At 62.5% G+C, this 23,408-nt stretch carries 22 protein-coding genes; 8 read left to right on the forward strand and 14 right to left on the reverse strand.

Features of this window, described 5'->3' with window-relative positions:
* Window positions 1-71: 71 nt before the first annotated feature.
* Both F561_RS0111110 and F561_RS0111115 read right to left on the reverse strand, forming a co-directional pair.
* Entirely contained in the window at window positions 72-1,565 is a 1,494-nt protein-coding gene (locus F561_RS0111110; RefSeq protein ID WP_019010042.1) for a sensor domain-containing diguanylate cyclase, read from the reverse strand.
* Complete coding sequence (locus F561_RS0111115) at window positions 1,549-3,168, reverse strand: FecR family protein (protein WP_157451799.1); 1,620 nt, start codon at window positions 3,166-3,168, stop codon at window positions 1,549-1,551. Before F561_RS0111115 ends, F561_RS0111110 begins: the two co-directional genes overlap by 17 nt.
* 116 nt (window positions 3,169-3,284) lie before the next feature.
* On the opposite strand from F561_RS0111115, the gene abc-f reads away from it, so the two are divergent.
* Window positions 3,285-5,171, forward strand: coding sequence for a ribosomal protection-like ABC-F family protein (gene abc-f, locus F561_RS0111120; RefSeq protein WP_026298817.1), 1,887 nt, complete (start codon window positions 3,285-3,287; stop codon window positions 5,169-5,171).
* A 19-nt stretch (window positions 5,172-5,190) separates the two neighbouring features.
* Here the strand turns inward: abc-f and F561_RS0111125 are convergent, their stop codons facing one another.
* The 4 genes from F561_RS0111125 to F561_RS0111140 all read right to left on the reverse strand — a co-directional run bounded on the left by F561_RS0111125 (window position 5,191) and on the right by F561_RS0111140 (window position 8,369).
* Entirely contained in the window at window positions 5,191-5,481 is a 291-nt protein-coding gene (locus F561_RS0111125; RefSeq protein ID WP_019010045.1) for a hypothetical protein, read from the reverse strand.
* 188 nt (window positions 5,482-5,669) lie between these two features.
* On the reverse strand, window positions 5,670-6,386 hold the full coding sequence (locus tag F561_RS0111130; protein WP_019010046.1) for a nucleoside/nucleotide kinase family protein: 717 nt from the start codon (window positions 6,384-6,386) through the stop codon (window positions 5,670-5,672).
* Window positions 6,383-7,606, reverse strand: a complete 1,224-nt coding sequence (locus F561_RS0111135; protein ID WP_019010047.1) for a toxic anion resistance protein — start codon at window positions 7,604-7,606, stop codon at window positions 6,383-6,385. The genes F561_RS0111130 and F561_RS0111135 overlap by 4 nt, the downstream gene beginning before the upstream one ends.
* 145 nt (window positions 7,607-7,751) lie before the next feature.
* Window positions 7,752-8,369, reverse strand: a complete 618-nt coding sequence (locus F561_RS0111140; protein WP_019010048.1) for a T9SS type B sorting domain-containing protein — start codon at window positions 8,367-8,369, stop codon at window positions 7,752-7,754.
* Between the two features lie 129 nt (window positions 8,370-8,498).
* Between F561_RS0111140 and gatC the strand changes: the two genes are divergently transcribed.
* The 3 genes from gatC to F561_RS0111155 are packed head-to-tail and all read left to right on the forward strand — an operon-like array spanning window position 8,499 to window position 11,191.
* Window positions 8,499-8,789 (forward strand): Asp-tRNA(Asn)/Glu-tRNA(Gln) amidotransferase subunit GatC, encoded by a 291-nt coding sequence (gene gatC / locus F561_RS0111145; RefSeq protein ID WP_019010049.1) that lies wholly within the window; start codon window positions 8,499-8,501, stop codon window positions 8,787-8,789.
* The gene (gene serS / locus F561_RS0111150; RefSeq protein WP_019010050.1) at window positions 8,789-10,084 is read left to right on the forward strand and encodes a serine--tRNA ligase; all 1,296 of its coding nucleotides are present in this window, start codon (window positions 8,789-8,791) and stop codon (window positions 10,082-10,084) included. Before gatC ends, serS begins: the two co-directional genes overlap by 1 nt.
* A gap of 42 nt (window positions 10,085-10,126) precedes the next feature.
* Complete coding sequence (locus tag F561_RS0111155) at window positions 10,127-11,191, forward strand: type III polyketide synthase (protein ID WP_026298818.1); 1,065 nt, start codon at window positions 10,127-10,129, stop codon at window positions 11,189-11,191.
* 187 nt (window positions 11,192-11,378) lie between these two features.
* On the opposite strand, the gene F561_RS0111160 is transcribed toward F561_RS0111155, so the two are convergent.
* Entirely contained in the window at window positions 11,379-11,567 is a 189-nt protein-coding gene (locus F561_RS0111160) for a hypothetical protein (protein ID WP_019010052.1), read from the reverse strand.
* Window positions 11,568-11,859: 292 nt separating this feature from the next.
* Between F561_RS0111160 and acnA the strand changes: the two genes are divergently transcribed.
* Window positions 11,860-14,568, forward strand: a complete 2,709-nt coding sequence (gene acnA / locus F561_RS0111165; RefSeq protein ID WP_026298819.1) for an aconitate hydratase AcnA — start codon at window positions 11,860-11,862, stop codon at window positions 14,566-14,568.
* 404 nt (window positions 14,569-14,972) lie between these two features.
* On the opposite strand, the gene F561_RS0111175 is transcribed toward acnA, so the two are convergent.
* The 3 genes from F561_RS0111175 to F561_RS0111185 form a co-directional block, all read right to left on the reverse strand.
* Window positions 14,973-15,248, reverse strand: a complete 276-nt coding sequence (locus F561_RS0111175; RefSeq protein ID WP_019010055.1) for a hypothetical protein — start codon at window positions 15,246-15,248, stop codon at window positions 14,973-14,975.
* A gap of 94 nt (window positions 15,249-15,342) precedes the next feature.
* The gene (locus F561_RS0111180) at window positions 15,343-16,437 is read right to left on the reverse strand and encodes an enolase C-terminal domain-like protein (RefSeq protein WP_019010056.1); all 1,095 of its coding nucleotides are present in this window, start codon (window positions 16,435-16,437) and stop codon (window positions 15,343-15,345) included.
* Entirely contained in the window at window positions 16,434-17,219 is a 786-nt protein-coding gene (locus F561_RS0111185) for a hypothetical protein (protein ID WP_019010057.1), read from the reverse strand. Before F561_RS0111185 ends, F561_RS0111180 begins: the two co-directional genes overlap by 4 nt.
* A gap of 136 nt (window positions 17,220-17,355) precedes the next feature.
* Between F561_RS0111185 and F561_RS30310 the strand changes: the two genes are divergently transcribed.
* Both F561_RS30310 and F561_RS0111195 read left to right on the forward strand, forming a co-directional pair.
* Window positions 17,356-17,490 carry a hypothetical protein gene (locus F561_RS30310; RefSeq protein ID WP_019010058.1) on the forward strand — a complete coding sequence of 45 codons (135 nt, stop codon included), beginning with the start codon at window positions 17,356-17,358 and terminating at the stop codon, window positions 17,488-17,490.
* Between the two features lie 114 nt (window positions 17,491-17,604).
* The gene (locus F561_RS0111195; protein ID WP_019010059.1) at window positions 17,605-19,305 is read left to right on the forward strand and encodes a PRC-barrel domain-containing protein; all 1,701 of its coding nucleotides are present in this window, start codon (window positions 17,605-17,607) and stop codon (window positions 19,303-19,305) included.
* 115 nt (window positions 19,306-19,420) lie between these two features.
* Here F561_RS0111195 and F561_RS0111200 read toward each other — a convergent pair whose 3' ends face one another.
* From F561_RS0111200 to F561_RS25290, 4 genes are all read right to left on the reverse strand, one after another.
* Window positions 19,421-20,659: an ABC transporter permease gene (locus F561_RS0111200; protein ID WP_019010060.1), complete on the reverse strand. Its 1,239-nt coding sequence runs from the start codon at window positions 20,657-20,659 to the stop codon at window positions 19,421-19,423.
* Window positions 20,660-20,702: 43 nt separating this feature from the next.
* The gene (locus tag F561_RS0111205; protein ID WP_019010061.1) at window positions 20,703-21,449 is read right to left on the reverse strand and encodes an ABC transporter ATP-binding protein; all 747 of its coding nucleotides are present in this window, start codon (window positions 21,447-21,449) and stop codon (window positions 20,703-20,705) included.
* A complete protein-coding gene (locus F561_RS0111210) occupies window positions 21,442-21,654 on the reverse strand; it encodes a helix-turn-helix transcriptional regulator (RefSeq protein ID WP_019010062.1) in 213 nt (70 codons plus the stop codon). The genes F561_RS0111205 and F561_RS0111210 overlap by 8 nt, the downstream gene beginning before the upstream one ends.
* 212 nt (window positions 21,655-21,866) lie before the next feature.
* Window positions 21,867-22,223 (reverse strand): hypothetical protein, encoded by a 357-nt coding sequence (locus F561_RS25290; protein ID WP_019010063.1) that lies wholly within the window; start codon window positions 22,221-22,223, stop codon window positions 21,867-21,869.
* A 594-nt stretch (window positions 22,224-22,817) separates the two neighbouring features.
* Between F561_RS25290 and F561_RS0111220 the strand changes: the two genes are divergently transcribed.
* Window positions 22,818-23,324 (forward strand): transcription initiation factor IIE subunit alpha family protein, encoded by a 507-nt coding sequence (locus F561_RS0111220; protein WP_019010064.1) that lies wholly within the window; start codon window positions 22,818-22,820, stop codon window positions 23,322-23,324.
* The last annotated feature ends 84 nt before the right edge of the window (window positions 23,325-23,408 follow it).

Consider the following 23,408-nt stretch of genomic DNA (forward strand, 5'->3'; position numbering starts at 1 on the left):
CTTGAATTCAGCTCAAGGCCCACTGCTCTGGTTTTGTCGTTTCCTACAACCCACACCAGACAACCCACTCCCTACTCCTGCTGCTCCCGCTGATATTTCATTCGGTAGCGGCTGCGGCTGGCAGCCTCGATCAGTTCTACAGGCGTGCGAATATCAGGCGTGGTGGTGGCTCCGCCTACACTGGCCCGCAGCGGAATGTCCCGGTAAGCGATGGCATCGAGAGTGCGCTGCACGCGTTCGGTGATCACGGCCAGATCCATGTCGTCGGTATTGTCGAGCAGCACGGCAAATTCATCTGCACCCCACCTGAACACGACGTCGCCCCGGCGTTTGTGCGTCTGGATTCGGGCGGCGAGGTCCCTTAGCAGTTCATCTCCGGCATTTCGCCCGTAGGTGTCGTTGACCTTGCGGAAGCCGCTCAGATCCACCAGCAACAGGCCCAGCGGGCGTTCGGTCCGGGCGGCCCAGCGGTGTTCCACGGCGCGGGTAAAGGCGAGGCGGTTGCCCAGACCGGTCAGAGGGTCGAGCGTGCCGATATGCCGCAGATTCCACCAGCGTTCCAGGGCCACCAGCGCTGTACCCAGGATGGCTGCCAGCGAAATGGTTACGCCCGGTAGCAAGATATTGGCGAGCCACATTGGCAGCGCCAACGAAAGCGCCAGGAGCGCAATGCCGAACCCCCACAGCCCCCGTGCCAGCACAGCAACGCTGGCGGCCAGAACACAAAGCAACATGGTGAGCCACAGAGGAATGTGCTGAAACGGTGGACTGAGCAGACTGGAAACCGCCCGTGCCTGAAGCACTGCGCCGGAGACCACCTCGCCGGTCACGTCGCGCAGAGTCTGGCTGCCCAGACCACCATTGCCCAGTCCGGTGGCAGTCAGGCCGATCAGCACGACCCGGCCCTGAAGGTCGCTGTAACGGATATTGCCGTTGACCACATCGCGAAAAGACAGCACGGGAAGGCGTTGCAGGTCAGGGCGGCTGTAGCGCAGCACGCGTGGAGTGGTATCCAGCGGCACGTCGCGGCCTGCGATTACGGCTACCTGCCGTGCCAAACTCGGCACGAGTCTGCTCTGCGACGCGGCGCTGCCATTTTCCTGGTAAGCCGTCTGGAAAGACCGCACCACGCCGTTCGGGGTGATATTCAGTGCGCTGACGCCCGTGGGAGAACGCCACTCCGGATGAGCGGCGCTGTCTTCGCCCGGAGCGGTAGCAAGCACCACGTTTGGGCGGCTGAAGGCATCGGCCAGGCGCTGATCGTTGCTGGCAGGATCGCTGAGAATCACGTCTATACCGATGGCCCGCGCCCCGGCCTCATCCAATGTATTCAATGCCTGGCCGTACAGCTCGCGGGGCCAACTGTCGAGCCGCCCATAATCGCGCAGACTGGCGTCGTCGATGCCCACCACCACCACACGCTGATCGGCGGGACTGGGCAGGGCGCGGTTCAGGGCGTCCTGTAGACGCGTATTACTAGGGATGAGCAATGAGAGGGCCGCCGCGAGCACAGCCGCCGCCGGAACGGTATAGCGGGCCAATGACCGTTCAGGGGAGAGCGGCATGACTCTCGTTTCCGGCCTGATCCTGCACGCTGACCCGGATGGGAAGAGCAGGGTCAGCTACTGGCAGCAGCAGACTGAAACTGCCCTGCACGTGGCGGCTGTAGCTGAGGTTGCCCAGGGTAACGGTCAGAAGAGGTTGCGTCGTGCCCGCATCGGACACCTGCCCCGTCAGGGTCAAAATGCGGCCCTTGATGCTGACTCTCAGGCCACTGAGCGCAGGGGCAGTGCGGTCGAGGCGAATCCGGCGCGTTTGCATCGCAGTCTGACCAAAACGGGTGGCTTTGACCTGCACGGCATAGTCTCCTTCTGGCAGGGTGTCCTGTAGGCGCTCCAACTGGAACAGCCCCTGTGTCCCCGCTGCGGCACTCAGGTTCACGGTGCGTCCGGCAATGGTCGCGGTGACGGTCGCGTCAGGCAAGCTGTGGGCAGACAGGGCCAACTCACGCAGGCTGGCAGGCGTCGGGTCAAGTCTGAAGATCAGGGGCTGCGCCCGTTCTGCGTCACGGGCCAGGTTAAAGGCGTCGAGGGCATCGGGCGTCAGCGGTTCTACCTGACTGCCCTGCTGAATCTGCTGGCCCTGCGATACGGTGGCGTCCTGATCGCTGGGCAGCGCCACCTGTCCTTCAAAGACTTTGACGAGTCCACTGGCGTCTACCCGGAAGACCGTTCCGCGAACCGCCGTGCTGATCACAGGTGTGGTGATCTTGTATCCGCCCTGTCCCTTTTCCACCACATTCCAGGCACTGCCGCGCAGCAGTTGCAGGGTCACTTCTCGGCCCTGTGCAGTCTTGTCTATAGCGATCACGCTCAATTCGCTCTGCTCGGTCAGGCGCAGGTAGCCGCCGCCCGTGAACCCCACCTCGGCCCAGGCGTTGGTCTCAGTGGTCAGGCGCTCGCCCGCTGCCAGATCGTCGCCTATGGTGGCGTTCACGGGAGCAGCCTCACCCCGGAAAATCCGCACTCCGCCGCGTGTGGCTTCCACGGTGGCGGCCCCGGCCCCTCTGAACTGCGCTGCGTACCAGGGATCAGTTTCGCGGAAGGCACTGAGCTGCCCGGTTTTCAGTGCGATCTGTTGGCCCGCTTGCATATTGATGATGCGCGTGCCCAGTGCCACCCGGCCAGAGCCTCCGATTACCGCTACCCGCAGCGTGGAGCCGCCAGGAGCAAGATCGACGCGGACTCGTCCGCCGCCGTCTACAAACAGGTGGTTGCCCTGCACGTGTACCGTGACTGGCCCCTGCAAAAAGAACTGGCCTTCCAGCAGGTCGGCCTCTTCCTGGTAGGTTCTGAGTCTGGAGGCACTGCCCACCACGATCTGACCCGTCCCACTTTGCAAGACGGCCCGGCCTGTTCCGGTGCGGAGGCCCAGCGCGACGGAAGGAATACCCACCTGCGAGCGCCACAGATTGCCCGTTTCCTGAATCTCGACTCGCCCAGCCGTACCGCGCACCGTTAGAAAAGCCGCTGCCTGTGCCCCGACTGTGCCCAGGCCCAGAATGCCCCCCCACAGCGCAACTCCCAACAATCCAGCCGAGCGGCGGCCTGTCGGCGAAGCCTGAATTCGGAGGGCTTTGGGATGGAAAACGCTAGAGAACAACTTCACTCATCTAGTCTAAGCGAAGAATCTGACAATATTGCATCTGACTGCCAGAAATTTGACACCAAGGCCAATGGTCAGCGCGAACGGTGGGAGCGACTCTGGGCGGTATAGTGCAGGGCGTGCTTGTTGCTGTGCAGGATGCCATCAAAGAATATGGGCCGCTGACCGTGCTCTCAGACGTTACTTTTGCCGTTCAGCCCGGTGACCGCGTGGGGCTGGTCGGACGCAACGGCGCGGGCAAAAGTACGCTGCTGCGCCTGCTGACCGGCGAGATTACACCCGATGGGGGCATGGTGCGCCGCTCGCCGGGGGTGCGGGTACGGGCGCTGCGCCAGGACCCGGTGTTTCCCGACGGAGCTACGGTAGACACCGTACTGGACGCCGCCTTTCATGATCTGGATGCGCTGGAAGCCGAACTGGAAGCCGCCGCCGCCGCCATGAGCAGTGGCACCCCAGAAAGCGTGATGCACCATGAGGAAGTGCTGGAACACTATGTACGGCGCGGGGGATACGAGCGCCGCAGCCGCAAAGATGCGGTCACGCTGGCCTTCGGCTTCCGGGGCCGCGAAACCGATCTGGTGGCGGCCCTCAGCGGCGGCGAACGCACCCGCCTGGGGCTGGCGGCCCTGCTGGTCGAAAATCCCGATGTGCTGCTGCTGGACGAGCCGACCAACCACCTCGATATCGTGATGGTGGAATGGCTGGAAAGCTTTCTGGCCCGCTATCCGGGCGCGGTACTGGTCATCAGCCATGACCGGACCTTTCTGGACACCGTGACCCGCGAGACGGCGTACCTGCGCGGCGGCGGCCTGAAGGTGTACGCGGGCGGCTATACCGTCTTCCGCGAAAATCTGGACGCTGAACTGGAACGGCAGGCGGCGGCAGCGGCGCAGGATGCCAAACAGGTGGCCGCCCTGCAAAGCAGCGCAGACCGCATGAAAATCTGGGGGCTGGGCATGAGCAAGCTGGCCCGCCGTGCCAAAGCGATGCAGGCCCGCGTAGACCGGATGCAGGCCCGCGCCGCCGCCGCCCCGCCTGCCGCAGAGCGCACCACCCGCATCGTGTTTCATGCGCCCGAAAGCGGAGATGTGGTGCTGGACGCCCGCCACGTCACGCGCCGGATAGAAGGCAGGCACGGCCCGCGCACCCTCTTTGAAGACGTGAATGTGCAGTTGCGCCGGGGCGAGCGTGTGGCGATTATTGGGCGCAACGGAGCAGGCAAAACCACGCTGTTGAGGGCGTTGTTGGGCCTCGACCCCAGCAACGACCCCCGCGCCCGCGTGCTGACCGGGGCGCGGGTCACGGTGGGGTATTACGATCAGGCCCTGCGCGGCGTAGACCCCAACCAGACGCTGTACGACGTGGCCCGCGAATACGTCTCCAAAGATCCCGAAGCCCACGATCTGCTTGGAACCTTCATGTTTCCTTACGATCAGCACGACAAGAAGGCCAAGATCTTATCCGGCGGCGAGCGGGCGCGGCTGGCCCTGCTGAAGCTGGCGCAGGAAGATCACAACCTCCTGGTGATGGACGAGCCGACCAACCACCTGGACATGGAGATGGTCGAATCGTTGGAAGAAGCCCTGACCGCCTTTACGGGCACCCTGATCATGGTCAGCCATGACCGCGCCTTTATTGAAGGCCTGGCTGACCGAATCTGGTTGATCGAAGACGGCATCTTCTATGAATATCCCGGCTGGGCCGACTACAAAGCCAAGCATAAGCCCGCCGTGGCCGAAGCTCCGGTGGTGGTCGCGGCCCCCAAACCCGCCCCCGCCAAAGGCAAGGGCCTGTGGCACCTCAAGCGCCAGGTGGAAGTGCTGGAAGCCGAGATTGGCCGCCTGGAAGCCCACCTGATGGACGCCCAGAATGCCCTGCATGCAGCGGGCGCAGGGGCTGACTACGCCGCGCTGGGACAGGCTGCCCATAACCTGGAGGCCGAGCTGGAAGCCAAAATGGCCGAATGGGGAGACAAGCAGGCGGAAGTCGAGGCCAAGGGGGGCTAAAGCAAAAGCGGATTCGCCTTCAGACCACGATCCGCTTGAAGTCCCCGTCCTCATCCACTGCCGACAGTTGCCCGTAGGCCAGTTCGCGGGCCACCACTTCGGCCATGTCGCGGCCCAAGTCTGCGGCGCTGCGCTGTTCTGTTTCCAGCGGCTCGGCCACCACGTCAAAGCCGCGAAGGGCATCTTGGTCCTGGTGGCGTACCTCGATTTGCAGCTTGCCGTCCATCACTTCATGCGTCAGGCTCAGGCCTTCGCGGGGGTCGGGGGTATAGGCCGCCTGAAATGCAGCCAGAACATCTTGAAGATTCATAGATGCAGTCTGGCGCAGCGGCGGCGTTGGCGGCCTTTAGGGAGTCTTGACAGCTTCTGAGGAGGTCGCCGTTCATGTTGGGATGAACCGAGTGGGGCGACTTGCAGAGCTGCACAGCAGAGGGGCGAAGAAAGTACGCCGTGGTGGAAATGGAGCTTTATCCCAACCGACAGGATAAAGCGGCTGGGTCAACTGGGACGTACTTGACGAATGATGCCTGTAGACGGTTGAGCGGGCGTGCAGATAAAAGGGTTTTCCAGATCGGTATTGTCCACGACCACACCTGCCCACTTCTCGGGCTGAGCTTCCTGAAAGTACAAGCGGTTGCCTTCTACATAACGGCGGTTGCTCTCAGCATCGGGGTCGGGCGAGCCGTAGCCGGGGCCACGCGCCGCCCCACGCGGCACAGACACGGCGAAGTCTACGCGCAGGAAGACGGAATCATCCCAAACATCACGGAGTTCGGGGCGGTGCAAAAATAGCCCATCCACGATCAGGATGCTGCCGAGTTCTGCCTGCTGCATGGGCAGATTCAGCCGCTGGTGTGTATTCACATCAAAAATGGCGGTTCTGTAACGCAGGGTTCCGCCCTCCCTCAGCGGATCGAGCAGGCCAGAGCGGAGCGCCGCGTAGTTGTAGGAATCATGGTAGAACCCCTCGGGCGAGGTGCGGCCCAGGCGGTAGCGCACGGCACGCGTATGGTGAAAGCCGTCCACGCTGGCCCGGATGACCGAGCGCCCCTGCGCCCTCAACAGCCCGGCCAGTTCATCGGCAAAGGTGGTTTTGCCTGCCCCGTCCACGCCGTCTACCGCCACCCGCAGCACAGGCCGCGCCGGAAGCTCCTGCCACCGCTGGGCCAGGCTCAGCAGCAGGCTCTGGCGCGTTGCCAGTTGGCCCGCACTCAAAGTTTCAAATCTCCCTTCTCCGTCACGTTCAGCCCCTGCGCCACTTCCCGCGAGGTCTGCTGGCGTTCGCGGTCCAAGTAGGTCTGGGCGTGGCTCACCTCACGGTCAAGCACCGAGATGGTGTCCTTGAAGCGTTCCAGCGCCTGCGTGCGGTAGGTGCTGATGGCGTCCAGTGCGCCGTACACGTCGCGGAAGGCGGCCTGAATGATCTGGGGGTCCACGGTGGCGCTGCCCGCCTGTTTCTGGATTTCGGTGGATTGCTGCTTGAGCAGGGCGGCGGTGCTGCCGATCATGCGCCCGGTGGTGTCGTTGAGCGCGGTCACTTGCCCCAACACGGCCTGCTGCGTGCCCAACGCCTGCGCCACCATGATGGCGGTTCGCAGGGCGCTGACGGTGGTGGTGCTGGCGCGGTCTACGCCTTTAATCAGTTCCATGTTGTTGCGCCGCACCAGATCCAGCGCGAGGTAGCCCTGAATCCCCACCGCCAGTTGGGTCAGCAGGTCGGTGACGCGTTGGCGCACGGCAAACAGCAACTCTTCCCGCACGATGCGGGCCTTGTCGGGGTCGGCGGCTTCCAGCGTGGTCAGGCGGGCGGTCAGGGCGTCGTCCACCGATTTGCCCACATGCGCGTATTGCCGCAGCTTCTGCATCGTTTCCCAGAGGTGGACCTTCTCGGTTTCGATGCTGGCGTTGTCGCGCCGCAGCTCATCCTGAGAGCGGTACAGGGCTTCCAGAATCGCATTCAGATGAGACTGGGCGCTCTGATACCTGTCCATCGCGTTCTGGGCCTTGCGTCCACCCGGTAGCTTGCCTAAAAAGCCGCGCACGGTGGGTGTGCGCGAGGGATCGAGGTCTTCCACGGTGCGCCGCAGATCGGTCAGGCCGCGCAAAATATCGCTGCCCTCGGCCAGGGCCCCGGCTTTGGAGGCCCGCAGGGGACGTTCCATCATGCGGCTGGAGACCTGCGCCGCCGCCCGCTGCTCCTGTGCGCCCAGTTCATGTACGGCGTCCAGCTTGCGCTTGAAGGTGTCGCTGTGCGTGCCCGCCGACAGCACATCTTCTACAAAAGCGCGGGCCAGCGTGTCCAGCCGGGCGCGGTCTTCGGCAGAGAGCGGCACCATATCGGGGGCGTCGTTCGCGCCAACCTGCGGCACGGAGGCAGGTACGCTCAGGCCTTCGGGTGGGGTCAGCGGCGAGAGGGGGCCGGATTTATCGCTCATGCATCCCAGTACGCACCCAAACAGGTGTGGGTTGCATCGGGCGAAAGGTGGAGGCAGGGCGCGGCTCCGCTTCAGCCGTGATCCATGAAAAGAGCAGGGGAGAGGAATGACCCTCTGACCCCTGCCGTTGTTTCCTTCTCTAGGTTCAGTTCAGCGTGACTTTCACATCGGCTGGGCGGATCAGCAGCCCCGCGCCCTTGAAGACCGAACGAATGGTGTACTGGCCTGCGGGAAGAGGCTGACCCGCCGCATTCTTGCCGTCCCAGCGCACGCTCAGCACATTGGCCGTTTCGCCTGCTGCGGCGCGGGTCATGACCAGTTGCAGGGTGCAGATGGCATTTTGAGGGTCGGGACGCACCACGCTGCCTGCCGCGTTCAGAACCTCGAAACGCAGGTCGCATGCGCCGTGGTCGATGCTGATTTCATTCGTGCCCGTGTTGGTCAGTTGCAGGGTCCAGACGCCGGGTTCACCGCCGCTTTTGAGGGTGCTGGGGCCAGCCAACACCGCGCGGTAAGGCTGTGCCAGCGGGTTGCCCGTGGTAGGCAGGGTCGTCGGTGTGCTGACGGTAGGCGTACTCGGTGCCGTGGGCGTGCTTGGGGCAGGAGTGACCGGGGTAGTGGGCGCAGTGGCGGGCGGCGCGGTGCGCGTGGGCGGCAGGGCCGGAATATCTTTGATGTCGATGGCCTGCCCTACGCCAGCAGAGAACGCAGCGCAGGAGAGAGCCAGCATGGTCAACAGTCGTGCAGGGGTTCTTTTCAGCATAGTTCTACCTTGCACCCTGCCGCCTGACGCCGGGTGAGGCTGGGTAAACGTGGCCGTCAGGTTCGGACCTGCGTGCTTACGCCCCTTAGCCGATGCCGCCCCCGCCGTGCTCCCCGTATACTCCGGGGCATGATCGACGCGGCCCAGATAGACCACCTCGCGCAGCTTGCCCGCTTGCAACTGACCCCCGAAGAACGCCAGACCATGCAGGACGACCTGAATTCCATCCTCGGGTATTTCGAGCAGCTCAGCGCCGTGGACACTGGAGGCGTGGCCGAAATGCAGCGCCCCGTGAATCTGGTCAACGTGCTGCGCGACGACGTGCCCGCAGAAGCCTTTGACGTGTCGGTGGTGGCGGCCCTCGCCCCCGAAATGCAGGACCATTTTATTCGTGTGCCGCGCACCGTGGAGCAAGACTGATGCTTGACCTGAAATTTATCCGTGAAAACGCCGGGGCCGTGAAGCACGCCATTGCCGTGAAGGGCGTGACGCTGGATCTGGATGATCTTTTGCAGGTGGACCGCGAGTTGCTGGAACTCAAGCAGCGCGTGGAAGCCATGCAGGCCGAGCGCAACGCCAACGCCAGATTGGTGCCCAAAGCCACCCCCGACGAGCGCCCCGCCCTGATCCAGAAGGGCAAGGATCTGGGCGAGGAACTCAAGGCGCTGGAACCGCAACTCCGCGCTCACGAAGACATGCTGCGGCAATTGCTGCTGCGCGTGCCAAACATTCCCCACGAGTCGGTGCCGGTGGGCCGCGACGATTCCGAGAATGTGGAACTTCGCCGCGAAGGAGCCTTGCCGCACTTCGATTTCACGCCGCTGGATCATGTGGAATTGCTGGAGCGGCACGGCTGGGCCGACCCCGAGCGCGTGGCCCGAGTCAGCGGCAGCCGCAGCTATCTGCTGAAGGGCGACGCGGCGATGCTGGAAATGGCCGTTCTGACCTTCACCATGAATTTTCTGGCGGCCAGAGGGTTCACGCCCCTGACCACCAGCGCCCTCGTGCGGCCCGAAACCTTCGTGGGCAGCGGCCATTTTCCGGGCGGCGAGGATCAGGTCTACAAGATAGAAGGCAGCGACATGATGCTGGCTGGAACTGCCGAAGTGCCCGTCAATAGCCTGTACGCGGGCGAGCAGTTGCCGCTTGAGGCGCTTCCGATGGCGTTCGCGGCCCTCAGCGCTGCCTTCCGCAGTGAGGCGGGCAGCGCGGGGCGCGATGTGCGCGGGCTGATCCGGGTTCACGAGTTCCGTAAAGTTGAGCAGTACGTGCTGTGCCGCGCCGATGAGACAGAGGCGATGCGCTGGTTTGAGGCGATTCTGGCGAACGCCGAAGCCCTGCTGACCGCACTGGAACTGCCCTACCGGGTGGTTCAGAACTGCACGGGCGACATGGGCGCGGGCAAGGTGCTGATGTACGACATAGAAACATGGGTGCCCAGCGAGCAGATTTACCGCGAAACGCATTCCTGCTCGTACCTCGGAGATTGGCAGGCCCGCCGGACCGGACTGCGTTACCGCGACGAACACGGCAAACTGGTCTTCGCCCATACCCTCAACAACACGGGCATCGCCTCGCCGCGCATCTTGGTTCCCTTGTTGGAAAACCACCAGCAGGCCGACGGAACCATCCGCGTGCCCGCTGCCCTGCGCCCCTATCTGGGCGGGCGCGAGGTGCTGGGGCAGCCCGTCGTGGCGGCGGCTCCAGTCTCCTAACCGTTACTCGGGGCACGACAACCACCACGCGCAGGGGGCAGAATGCGGCCAATGCAAGCTGCCCCTGCTCCTGTCCTCCGTTCTCTGGTCACGGGGCATCCGCCCTACCGCGTGTCTCAGGCCGACATCCGTGAAGCTGCCCGTACCCTCTTTCCGCGCATGGCGGCCCGCCGGGGCATGCTGGACGTGTTCGGCAACGCGCAGATCGAGTCCCGTGCGCTGGCCCGCCCGCTGGAATGGTATCTGCACTCACGCGGTCTGGGCGAAAAAAACGCCGTCTTTATCGAGGAAGCCCGCGCCCTGACCGTTCGGCTGGCGCGGGAAGCCTTGGCGCGGGCCGAAGTTGCTCCAGCCGACTTAGATGCCGTGCTGGTCGTCAATACCAGCGGCCTGAGTACGCCCAGTCTGGATGCCCACCTGATTGACGCTCTGGGCCTGAACCGCCATGCCGTGCGCCTGCCCGTGTGGGGGTTGGGCTGTGCGGGCGGCGCGGCGGGTTTGGCGCGGGCCGCCGATCTGGTGCGGGCGGGCTTCCGGCGCGTGCTGCTGGTGGCCGTGGAACTGTGCAGCCTCACGCTGGTTCGGGGCGACGAATCCCAGAGCAATTTCGTGGGCACAGCCCTGTTTGCCGATGGCGGCGCGGCGCTGGTGGTCACGGCGGCAGACGTGCCCGGCCCCGCGCCTCTGGTCGCCCTTCACGGTGCGTATTCCACCCTGATCGAAGATTCCGCCGACATCATGGGCTGGGACATCGTGGATGAAGGTCTGAAAGTGCGTTTCAGCCGCGATATTCCGGCGCTGGTGCGCTCCATGATGAAGCAGAATGTGGCCGAAGCGTTGGCAACTCAGGACTGGAATCCCGACGATCTAACCTACGTGGTGCATCCCGGCGGCGTGAAGGTGGTGGCCGCCTACGAGGAAGCCCTCAGCCTCGGCGCAGGCACACTGGACGCCAGCCGCCGCGTGCTGGCCGCGCACGGCAACATGAGCAGCGTCACCGTGCTGTTCGTTTTAGAGGAAGTCCTGAAGAGCCACCCAACCGGGCGCGGCCTCCTGAGTGCGATGGGGCCGGGGTTCAGCGCCGAACATGTCCTGCTGGCGTTCTGATACGGATTCCGATTAAACACCGTGCTTTTTGGTGTTTAATCCGAGCAGAGCGAGTGGGAAAAGAGACGGATTCCGGGACTTGCAAAGCTGCGAAGCAGAGATGGACGGACAGGCGGTGGGGTTCCGACTGTACGGGAATCATACGGAATCCGTATGACCTGTCCTGCCTCAATTCGACTCCTACACTTCACCGATTTTGTTGCGGCAGATTGGTATTCGGATTGGTCACTTCATCCGGTAACTGATCGACCTGCCTGGCTTTTTCGGCCATACCCGTATCCTGCACCTTCTTAAGGTCGTGCAGATCAGAGGTGTCTTTGCTGCCGCCCTCGGGATGACGGGCAGGCGGGACGGCTTTGGTAGAATCGTCGCTCATGGGCAAACCTCCAGCGTTCGGGTGAGGGCAACAATCAGGTGATGGGAGAGATGTCCCAGCCTACGCGCTTTTTCGGGCCTTTCTCCCGCGCCTTAAGACCTGCTCAAGCCACCAGTCCTCTCATCTTACTGTTGTCTCTAAAGGGGTAACGCCGTCTCTGTGCGGGGAACGGGTGCCGTGCTGTGCGTGAAAGACTATGATAGAGGGCGTCGAGATGACCTGCCGGGTGGCAACACCGGGCGTGCAAGATAGCCTGAACCCAAGATCGGGTTTTCAGAGAGGAGATACGAGCATGGCGATGAATCTTTTCGGTGCGCGGGACACGCTGGCTACACGGGCCGGACAAAAACTCTATTTTTATAACCTCAACAAGCTTCAGGATCAGGGCTTCGATATCAGCAAGCTTCCGGTCAGCGTAAAAGTGCTGCTGGAAAGCGTGCTGCGCGAGGCCAACGATTATGACGTGCGTCAGGAAGACGTGCGTACCGTGGCTGGCTGGAAGGCCGTCAACGAAGAAGTCGAAATTCCCTTCAAGCCTGCCCGCGTGATTTTGCAGGACTTCACAGGCGTGCCTGCCGTGGTGGATCTGGCGGCCATGCGGAGCGCGATGGTGGCCCTCGGCGGCGATCCCAACAAGATCAACCCCCTGATTCCGGTGGATCTGGTCATCGATCACTCGGTGCAGGTCGATGAATTCGGCACCGATTTTGCGCTTGCCAACAACATGGCACTGGAATTCGAGCGCAACCGCGAACGCTACGAGTTCCTGCGCTGGGGCCAGCAGGCCTTCGACAACTTCGGTGTCGTGCCGCCCGCATCGGGCATCGTGCATCAGGTCAACCTCGAATACCTCGCCAAAGGCGTGCAGAGCCGCCCCGAAGACGACGGCATTGTCGTGTACCCCGATTCCCTCGTGGGCACCGATTCTCACACCACCATGATCAACGGCCTCGGCATCGTGGGCTGGGGCGTGGGCGGCATTGAGGCTGAAGCCGTGATGCTAGGCCAGCCGATCTACATGCTGATGCCCGAAGTCGTGGGCTTCAAGGTCACGGGCGCGATGCCCGAAGGCGCAACCGCCACCGACCTTGCCCTGCGCGTGACCGAGATGCTGCGTGCAGCGGGTGTGGTGGGCAAATTCGTGGAGTTCTTTGGCCCCGGCCTGAGCAATATGACGCTGCCTGACCGCGCCACGATTGCCAACATGGCCCCCGAATACGGCGCGACGATGGGCTTTTTCCCGGTAGACGACGAGGCGCTGCGTTACCTGCGCCGCACCGGACGCCTTGAAGACGAGATCGAATTGGTGGAGACGTACTACAAGGCTCAGGGCATGTTCCGCACCGACGAAACGCCCGACCCCATCTTTACCAGCAACATCGAACTCGACCTCGGTACGATTGTTCCCAGTCTGGCCGGACCCAAGCGCCCGCAGGACCGCGTGAACCTCGACGGCATGCACACCGTGTTTGCCGAAGCCCTCACCGCGCCTGTGAAGGCCCGTGGCTTTGAGCTGACCCCCGAGCAACTGGGCGCACAGGGCACCATCGGCGGCACCGACATCCAGATCGGTCACGGTGCGGTTACGCTGGCATCCATTACCTCCTGCACCAACACCAGCAACCCCAGCGTGCTGATCGCCGCCGGACTGGTCGCCAAGAAAGCCGTGGAAAAGGGCCTGAAGTCCAAGCCCTGGGTCAAGACCTCTCTGGCCCCCGGCAGCCGCGTCGTCACCGAATATCTGGAAATGGCAGGCCTGCAGAGCTACCTTGACCAGATCGGCTTCAACACGGTGGGTTACGGCTGCATGACCTGCATCGGCAACTCTGGCCCGCTGCCCGAACCCGTGGTGCAGGCCATCACCGAGGGCGATCTGGTGGTCGCGTCGGTGCTGTCGGGCAACCGCAACTTTGAAGGCCGCGTGAACCCCCACATCCGCGCCAACTACCTCGCCTCGCCCCCGTTGGTGGTGGCGTACGCGCTGGCCGGAACCGTGGTCAATGACATCGTGAACGATCCTATCGGCCACGATCAGGCCGGACAGCCCGTGTATCTGCGCGATATCTGGCCCAGCAATGCCGAAATTCAGGCCATCATGGACCGGGCCATCAACGCCGAGATGTTCAAGAAGGTCTATGACGGCATCGAGAAGAGCAACGCCGACTGGAACGCTATTCCGGTCAGCGAGGGTGCCCTGTACAACTGGAACGCCGATTCCACCTACATCCAGAACCCACCCTTCTTCGAGAATCTGGCGGGTGGCCCCAGCGAAGTCGTGAGCATCGAAGGTGCCCGCGCTCTGGTGAAGGTCGGAGATAGCGTGACCACCGACCACATCAGCCCCGCAGGCAGCTTCAAGGCCGATACGCCCGCAGGCAAGTTCCTGATCGAAAACGGCATCGCGCCCAAGGATTTCAACTCCTACGGTTCTCGCCGTGGCAATGACCGCGTGATGACTCGCGGCACCTTTGCCAACATCCGCCTGAAGAACCAGTTGGCCCCCGGCACCGAAGGCGGCTTTACCACCGACTACACCACCGGACAGGTCAGCTCCATCTATGACGCTTCTCAGAACTACAAGGCCAGCAATATTCCGCTGGTGGTTCTGGCAGGCAAGGATTACGGCATGGGCAGCAGCCGTGACTGGGCCGCCAAAGGCACCTTCCTCTTGGGCGTCAAGGCTGTGCTGGCCGAGAGCTTCGAGCGTATTCACCGCTCCAACCTCGTGGGCATGGGCGTGCTGCCGCTGCAATACAAGAACGGCGAAAGCGCCGACTCCCTGGGCATCACGGGCGACGAAACCTTCGACGTGCTGCTTCCCGGCGATCTGAAGCCCCGTCAGGATGTCAGCCTGCGCGTGACCAAAGACGGCCAGAGCCGCATCGTGACCGTGCAGTGCCGCATCGATACACCCGTCGAAATCGACTACTACAAGAACGGCGGCATCCTGCAAACCGTCTTGCGGAGCATTCTGGCAAAGGGTGAAGTCGCTCAGGCGTAAGCCTAGAAACTACACTCGCTAACCAGAGGGGGCCGATTCGTTTACAGAATCGGCCCCTTTCTTTGCAATTGGGGAAAATTACAAATCCACGCCTTTATAGATTTCGTTCAAGCTGAGTTGGATATCAACACAGGGCAGCTTGACTCTGCTTTGCACCGTCTCCTGTGTCCAACCATTGGGCAACTGCCTGTAAAATTCGGCGGCCTGATGTTCGTTGTCTACCAAAACGCATCTCTGTAAGCTGGGAAGTCGTAGATAGTCTTTGAGCCTTCTTACTCAGTCAGTGTTCTGAGGGCGGGATCGCTTATGGGCCTATGGTACGCCTGCCACAACATGGCAACAGAGCAAAACGAGAGCAAAAAACGCCGCTTCCAACTCCGGGAAGCGGCGCTCAGTTTCGGGGATCAGCCCTTGTGTACGCGCTCGGGTGCGGGTTCTGGCTGTGGATTCTGGAACCAGTGCAGCATCAGGCCCAAGACCACGAGGCTGTACAGGCTCAGGAGGGTAAACAGGGCCATGCCCGGCTGAATTCTGTGGGCGTAAGCGCCGACGAGCTGCATCAAAATTAGCACCAGCAGTACGCGGGGGCGTCGTTCGGGAAAACGGGTATAGGCATAGATGCCTGCGATGACGCTGAACAGCAGGGGCAACGCGAGGGCATTAAGCATCTCTTGATCCATGCCTCATTTTGCGGCGTTGACTGTTCCAAGAACGTCACAAAAAAACCGGTTCTTTAGACAAGTTCTTAATCTCTCTGTGAAGATGTGGAATAAATCACTTCAACTGATAGTGCTGAAGCTTTTCAGGATCAAGAACATGGTTCCTGAGGGCTGCCACATCCAGCCAGCCCTCTTCAAAAGCAATCGGTTGATCCAACAGGTCGTCCTGTAATTTCAGCACAAAACTGAGTTCGCAGGGTTCCGTGACCTCGGCCCGCGTGGACAGCAGGGCGGCGTGAACCGTGCCCAGGCCCGTGCTGGCCTGCGATCCCACCATGCCGCGTTTGCCTGCCGCCGCCGCCGCCCCCAACATGGCAAGGCCATCGGTAAAGCCGTTGCGGGCAGTTTTCACGTTCAGAATGTCGAAGGTGTCGAAGTCCAGCTCGCGGGTCAGGTCGGCGGGGGTAAAGCAGGAATCGTCGGCCACGATGGGCAGCAGGGCGCGGGCGTGTAACTCTACCCGTGCCCGGAGGTCACGCACGGGCAACGGCTCTTCCACATAGGTCAGGCCCGCTTCCCGCATGGCGGCCAGGGCGGTGGGGGCAAGCTCGGGCGTCAGCGTTTCGTTGCTGTCAGCATAGAGCTGCACCGCGTCTCCGAAGGCGGCCCGCAAGTCCCGAATGACGCTCAGATCACGGGCATGGTCGCGGCCCACCTTCACCTTCAGGCAGCGCACGCCCGCCGATACCACCCGTTCGGCTTCTGCCAGCATTCCAGCGGGAGTATCTATGCCCAGAATGAAGCTGACCCGCACACGGGTCTTTGGCCCCAGCAACGTTTCAAACAGCGTTTGCCCGTCTGCCTTTGCCCGCGCATCCCACAGCGCCATATCCAGTGCGCCGCGTGCGGTGTGGTTGTTGGTGACACTGTTTCTGACCCGGTTCAGGGCGGCGGTATCGGCAATGGGCAGGCCGATCAGGGCGGGCGAGAGGTGGGCCAGGATGGCGACCACGCTGCCCGGAGTTTCGCCGTAGATGGTCGGGCGGGGCGGGGCTTCGGCCCATCCAACGGTGCCGTCGTCCAAGGTCACGCGCACCAGCACATGCTCGGCGGCACTCAGGGCCGAATGTGCGCCCCACGCCAGCGCCGAGGTCAGGGGCAGGCGGTACGGAATGCCCTCGATGCTGGCAATCTTGGCCGTGCTGCTCATGCCTGTGCTCCGGCCCAGGCCACGACTCTGGCAGCCACCCCTGCCGGATCGAGGGCCACCGTATCCAGCACCAGCGCCCGCTCTGGCGGCAGGGTTCGCAGGAACTGTTCGGCGGCTCGCGGGTCATAGTTGCGCCGCTCGGACACCACGATTTTCACCTTGGCAAGAATGTCGGCGGCGGTAAAGCCCTCATGGGTCAACGCCGCCAGTTGTTCCAGTTCAGCGGCTGTGAACACGTCCTGCACGCCCCGGAGTTCACTGAGCATTCGCCCTAAATCCTGCCCGGTGCTGCCTCCGACCTGATCGAAGGCGTCGGCGCGGCCCAGCAATCGGCGTACCCGTACCAGATCCGGTGCGCCCAGCGCCACGAATCGCCAAGCCGGAAAGTGGCTGGCGGCGTGCTGAACTTCCTCCAGCCCGCGCAGGCCGTCAAATACAGGTTGCTGACCCCAGTGCCGGGTATCGGCCAAAACGGTGCCCAGCGCGTGGGCCATGCCACCGGGATGCTCGGCGCGGTACTCGGCGGTCAGGCGAAAGCGTTCTTCGCGGTCAGAGACGGGGCCGCCTGAACGGGGCCAGATCATCACGGCGTCGGTGATTTCGCGGCGGTCCGGCAGAACCTTCATTCCCGTAGTTGCCGATTGGAGGACCGTCAGCGCCGTACTCTTGCCCACGCCCGTCACCCCCACCAGCACCGTGAGCGCCATTTCCGAAAGGCGAGCTTCGTGGGGAGCAGGGTCGGGGGCAGCACGCAAAAAAGGCAGAGTCACAGGCACATTCACCCTTTCAGGCTAGCGCCCCAGCCTGACCCGGTCCCCGCCGATGTAAAGACTGGCACAAGATTGGGTCAAGTGGCCGTAAGTATCCGCCATGCACAGTTGCACTCACCGCTTTCTAGACTCTGAATCGGAGGCAACTATGGCAAGGTTACAAGGCGAAAAGGGTGGCGGCGGCGGTACGATTCTGCTTGTTATTCTAATTTTGGTGGTGCTGTTCCTGCTGGCCTACTTTCTTTATCTCAAGCCCCAGGGCATTCTGAATCTCGGTTTTTAAGGCGTGCTTAGAGGTTTGGCCTGACAGGTTCAGGCTGACCTGATCGCCGTCTTAACGTTTCTGGCCCGGTCTATTTGGCCCCACCTTCCACGTCTATAGCTTCAGGAGTCCACCATGATTAAAGGCAAAGACATTCTCGGACGCAATATTGTTGCCATCAGCACGGGCGAGCGCGTCGAAAGCGTGCGCGACGTGATTTTCGACCATCAGGGCAATCAGGTCCTGGGCCTGCTCGTCGATGAAGGCGGCTGGTTCCACGCTGCAAAAGCTGTGCCCTTCGAAAAAATCCGTTCGTTCGGGGAAGACGTCATCATGATCAGCAGCCCCGATGACGTGACCGGCACGCGCGAGGATGGCCGCCTGTCTGATGCGCTGAGCAGCGACGTGAGCCTGATCGGGATGACTCTGTTGACCACCGACGGCCAGAACCTCGGCAAGATTGCAGATGTGTTTTTTGATGAAAGTACCGGGTATGTGGAAGGGTACGAAGCTACGGGTGGCCTGTTTGCTGACCTGAGCAGCGGGAGAACCTTTGTGCCCACGCCTGAAAGCGTGCAGATCGGTACCGACGCGGCCATCGTGCCCGTCAGTGTGGCCGCCGCCATGCAGGAAAGTGAAGCGGGTGGGTTGCAGGGCGCACTCCAGTCGGCGGGCCAGAGCATCAGTGGCGTCTACCAGAACGCTGCTGAGGGTGTGAAGGGCGCGTACGAGAACATCTCGGAAGCCACCAAAGAGCGCCAGAAAGAGTACTCGGTGGGCAAGACGGCAGGCGGCGACATTACGCTGGAAGACGGCACCGTGATCGTGCACAAGGGCGACACCATCACCGAGGAACAGGTCACGGCAGCCGAGGCCGCAGGCAAGTTGGGCGCACTGGCAACCGCAGCCACGGGCGGCGTGCTGGCCGGAGCGTACGATACGGCCAAGGAGCGCGTGCAGGGCGGCGTGGAAGACATGCGAACTGTCACTGCCGAGCGCCAACTGGCCTACGTGGTGGGCAAAACCGCTGGCAGCGACGTGACCACCGATACCGGCGAAGTGATCGTGCATAAAGGCGTGACCATTACCCCTTTCCAGGCTGAACGCGCCCAGCAGACCGGCAAATTGGCTGCGCTGACGGCAGCGGCCACGGGCGGCTCTCTGTCTGACAGCGTGCAGGACCTCCGCGAGCGCCGGGAAATGGATCCCAACTCGCTGGAAGCCACCATTGGCCGCCGCGTGAAAACCGACGTGCGTGCCCCCAGTGGAAGCCTCGTGGCTGCGCAGGGCCAGATTGTGACCCCTGCTCTGGCCGAACGTGCCCGTCACCTGAACGCCGAAGCTGCCCTTATTGCGGCGACCACCGGAGCCAAAGCCACATCTGATGAGAATGCGGGTGCGGGCGCGGGTGCAGCCCTTGCAGGCGGCGTGGCAAGCGTCAGTGAAGGGGCCAGCAACCTGCTCGACAAGGCCAAGAGCTGGTTTGGCGAGAAGCGCGAGCAGACTGAAGAAGCCCTGGAAAACCGTCAGCAGGAGGCGCAGGAACAGAAAATCCGCGACGCACTGGGCCGCCCAGTGAACCGCGTGATTCTGGCCCCCGACGACTCCATCATCCTGAACATCGGTGAGATCGTGACCCATAAGGCCGTGGAAGCGGCCCGCAGCGGCGACGTTCTGGATATCTTGCTGGACAGCATCAGCAAGGAAACCGTGACCATCGACCCCCTCAGCGTCCGCCCGCACGAAACTGGATCGGCAGCGTTGGAAGGGCAGGGCGACCTGGGTGAGACAGGCGCAGCGCCCACCAACACGAACGATCCTCACCGGCCTATGTAAACCGGGCCATAGGCGATGGGCCATAAGTCCAGAGCCACAGAGAACAGAGGCAGCCCATATTTCAGGCTGCCTCTGTTGTTCTGTTCTTTATGGCCCAAAATCCATAGTCTTGCCTTCAGTTCCTGAAGATCACCTCTTCTCGCCCGAACGAACGCCGCGCAACGAGCGCCAGCACGAATGCTCCCAGCAGATTGGCAGCAATGGCGATCAGGACATTCGGGGCCGTGACAGTGCCGCGTACGGTGTCCAGAATGGCGAGCATGGAGCCGAACAGCGGGATGGCGTACAGGGCTGGCCCGGTGCTGAGAAAGTCGCTGAATTGCAGCAGCACGGCGGGAATGACGATGGCGAGACTGAGCGGCGTGACATAGGTCTGGGCTTCCTTGTAGGACCGGGCATAGATGCTGAGGGCAATCAGGACGGCGCTGATAAGCAGGGCTGCGCTGATGGCCGCACCGATCAGGGCCACCGCCGCGCCGAAGCCGAGGCTGAGCTGACCCCCAAAGGCCTGCGACAATTCCGCACTGCTGGCCGACTGCCCCCGCTGCAACCAGGCCGCGACAATGCCGCTGGCGAGAAATCCTATAACGCTGAAGCACGCGCTGGTCAGGGCGGTCAGGGTGGTTGCCAGCAGTTTTCCGGCCACGACTTCACCCCGCCGCACGGGGGAGACCAGCAGGCTTTCCAGTGTGCCGCGCTCCTTTTCGCCTGCGGTGGCGTCGAGCGCGGTTGCCATTGCCCCGGTCAGAATAAAGTTCAGCATCAGAAGGGGAATCAGGAAGGCCAGTTGGCCGCTGCGCTGCTGCTGGGGTGGGCTGGCATCGACAGGCTTGATCTGAACAGGCGTGAGGGTGTCGGCAGTCAGGCCCAGCGCGGTCAGGCGCTCCAACGTCAGCGTGCGGTTGTAGGCGTCTACCGTGTCCTGCACCTTGCCGTAGGCCCCGGTCTGGGCACGCAGGCTGGTCAGTTTGGCGTAGACCTCCAGTGTGCCGGTGCCGTCGCCTGCGCGGGCAGGAAGGGCAGCAGGCGCACGCAGGGCAGCTTCTACATCACCGTCTTCCACGGCGCGGCGCGGGTCGGTGATCGTCACGAGCGTCACGCCTGCCCGCAGCACCGAGCCATCGGGCGCTTTTTCATCGCGCTGAAGGGCGGCACGCAGGGCTGGGGGCAGGGTGCCCACCACCCCGACCTTCTGGCGTTCCTGCTGCTGGCCGCCCACAAATTTGCCCAGCAGTTGCGGCAGCCCCAGCGTAAACAGTGGAATCAGCAGCAGCGGAATCAGGACCGTGCCCATCAGGGTGCGGCGGTCACGCAGGGTTGCCAGCAGGTCGCGGACGGCCACGCGCCAGACCATGCCGGGGCGCAGGGCTTCAGAGCTGCGGCGGGGTGGTAGAGGTTCAGATGACATGGGCGGCTTCCTCCCTGGGTGTACCACGCAGAAGTGCGAAAAAAGCCCGTTCCAGATTGCGTTCCCCGGTGCGGGACAGAATGCCCTGCAAAGTATCTACGGTCACCAGTTTTCCTTCGTGCAAGATTGCCATCCGGTCACAGACCTCCTCGGCCTCGCTCATGACGTGGGTGGAATACACGGTCAGGCGGCCCGGAGCGCGGGTAGCGGCCACGAAATCCAGCAGGGTACGCCGCGCAAAAATATCGAGGCCGCTGGACGCCTCATCCAGAATCAACACGGCGGGATCGTGGATCACGGCACGCGCGATCACGACTTTCTGGCGCATCCCGGTGCTGTATTCGCCTGCCCGGACATCCAGCGTGCGGCCCAGTTCCAGGCGCGTATCGAGTTCGGCAATGCGGGCATCGGTCTGGCTGCGGCTCATGCCGTACAGCCCCGCAAAAGAGCGCAGTACCTCGCGGCCAGTCAGGCGGGCGGGCAGGCCCATGCCCCCGTTGACTACCCCCACCACACGCCGTACTGCTTCGGGATCGCGCTGCACGTCGTGGCCCGCCACCCTTGCAGTGCCCGAGGTGGGCGTGAGTAGAGTCGCCAGCAACCGGAGCAGCGTCGTTTTGCCTGCCCCGTTCGGTCCCAGCAGCCCGAAGACCTCGCCCTCATGGGCAGAGAGGGTCACATCCGAGAGAGCCGTGTGTTTTCCGTATGTTTTGGTGAGGTTCTGAATCTCAAGCATGGTCTTGTCCTCCTTCTGGATCGCTGAAAATCTCCTCGATAGGCCGCCCGAAGACCCGTGCCAGGCGAAAGGCGAGGGGCAAACTGGGGTCATATCGGCCCGTTTCCAGCGCATTTACGGTCTGACGGCTCACGTCCAGCGCGGCGGCAAGGTCGGCCTGAGTCCATTGACGCTCGGCCCGCAGGACCCGGATTCTGTTGTCCATACCCGCCGCCTACCCGCGTGCGTCGCGGCGGTACAGGGAGGCAGTCGCGGCATAAAACGTCGGGAGAGTGGCGCTCCGGGCAAGGGACTGCCAACAGACCGATGGACGAATGTTCGTGAAAAGAGAATCTGTGCCCAGTGCGCCGGAAATAGTCCAATCCATCAGGCCAGTCACCGAAACCATCCCATAGCTGGGGCTAACGCCACCGCCCCTCATCTGCCCCGCCCATCCCGTGCTGCCAGCGTGCAGCCGACCACGCCCCAGACGGTCATTCCGGCCAGATAAAGCACCCAGGGGGGCGTGTGAAAGTCCAGCATCGCCTCCAACGAGATGAGCATTCCGGCCAGTACCATGACCACCAGGAAGGCGATGCTGGCAGCGCGGGCATGGAGTTGCCGCCCATATTCGTCCATCTGCCGGATACTTAGCACGGTCATGACGGCAAAAAAGAGGGGCAGGGCTGCCAGCACGCCTGCGCCCAGGCCAGTGAAAACAGGAAGGTTCCGTGCCCGCCCGATGGCAGCGGCGATAGCGCCCAACAGGGCAACGCCGCCACCACCCCAGCCCATCCACAAGCTCAATCTGCTGACTCGGCGTTCCCGCGGTGTGGATTGAAATGGACCTTGAGAGTGAATCGGATTCATGTCAAGCCTCCTTGACATCGAGAGTAAAGTGAGCTTGACTTCGTGTCAAGTGTCTTTTACATAAGATGGCGTTTGGGCATTTGTTAAGCTTCGGGTCAGATGACGTGCAAAGGCGAGATGGCCTACGTTTCGTGGGGACTTAAACCGTTTAAGATGCGCCACCTTTTGTACGCGGCATTGCTGATTGGTGCCGATGCTGAAGGCCAACTTGCCTTTCGCTCATCCAATATGAGAGCGTACCTGTTACAATAGGAAAGTTGAGCTTGGCGACGTTCTTGTACTTGGTTCAAGATTGTCACGAAGTCCCTGGTCTCCCTGGCCCTGCTCTCTGGCACATCGTCTGCTGGCCCATGATCTGAAAGTTATTGTCTGTGCTGGGCCGTGAGTTTAAACCACCTGACCAAACGACTGAGTTTCGACCAATAAGTTTTCATTTCAGTGCCATTCATCGTTGACAAGCAGTTCCTAGAAATTGCTTCCCTGCTGCGGCGTTTCCGCAGTATCTCTGGAGGAGAGTGCATGTTTAACCCCCCTACCCTGGAAGACCTGCAAGAAACCCGCCGCGCCAATGAAAAGCTGGTGCTCAAAGCCCTCGAAAGCAAGCCTGAGTGGGTGGAAACCGAACTGGCCAAGACGACCAGCTTGGCCTTGTCTCACCTCCGCGCCGCGCTGGCGAGCCTGTTGGATCAGGGCCGCGTGCGTCGCCTGCCCGGAACCGGAACCCGTGCCGTGTACGGCCTGGCTGACCCTGGCTTGGCCGACGTGCCTGCCACGCCCCTGACCAGCGACGCCAAGAAAGTCCGCGATTATCTGGAAGGCCGCGCCGACAGCGCCCTGTACATGAGCGACCAGCTCCGTATGACCCGTGAAGACGTGATGACGGCCCTCAGCCTGCTGAACGCACACGGCATGATCACCTGCACCTTCGTGGGCAGCCTCGTGATTTTCCGTCTGAAGGAAACGCAGGCGCTGGGCCAGGAGCAGGCCGTTCCTGCGCCTACCACCAAGAAAAAGCAAGTCGCTTAAACCGGTTTCAGTTAAATCAGTTCCGGAAGTTGCCGCGTCCTCCCCTGTGGAAGCGCGGCAACTTCGCCTTTTGCTCAGCCCTGT

The sequence above is a fragment of the Deinococcus aquatilis DSM 23025 genome (genome assembly GCF_000378445.1).
GTDB classification, from domain to species: domain Bacteria; phylum Deinococcota; class Deinococci; order Deinococcales; family Deinococcaceae; genus Deinococcus; species Deinococcus aquatilis.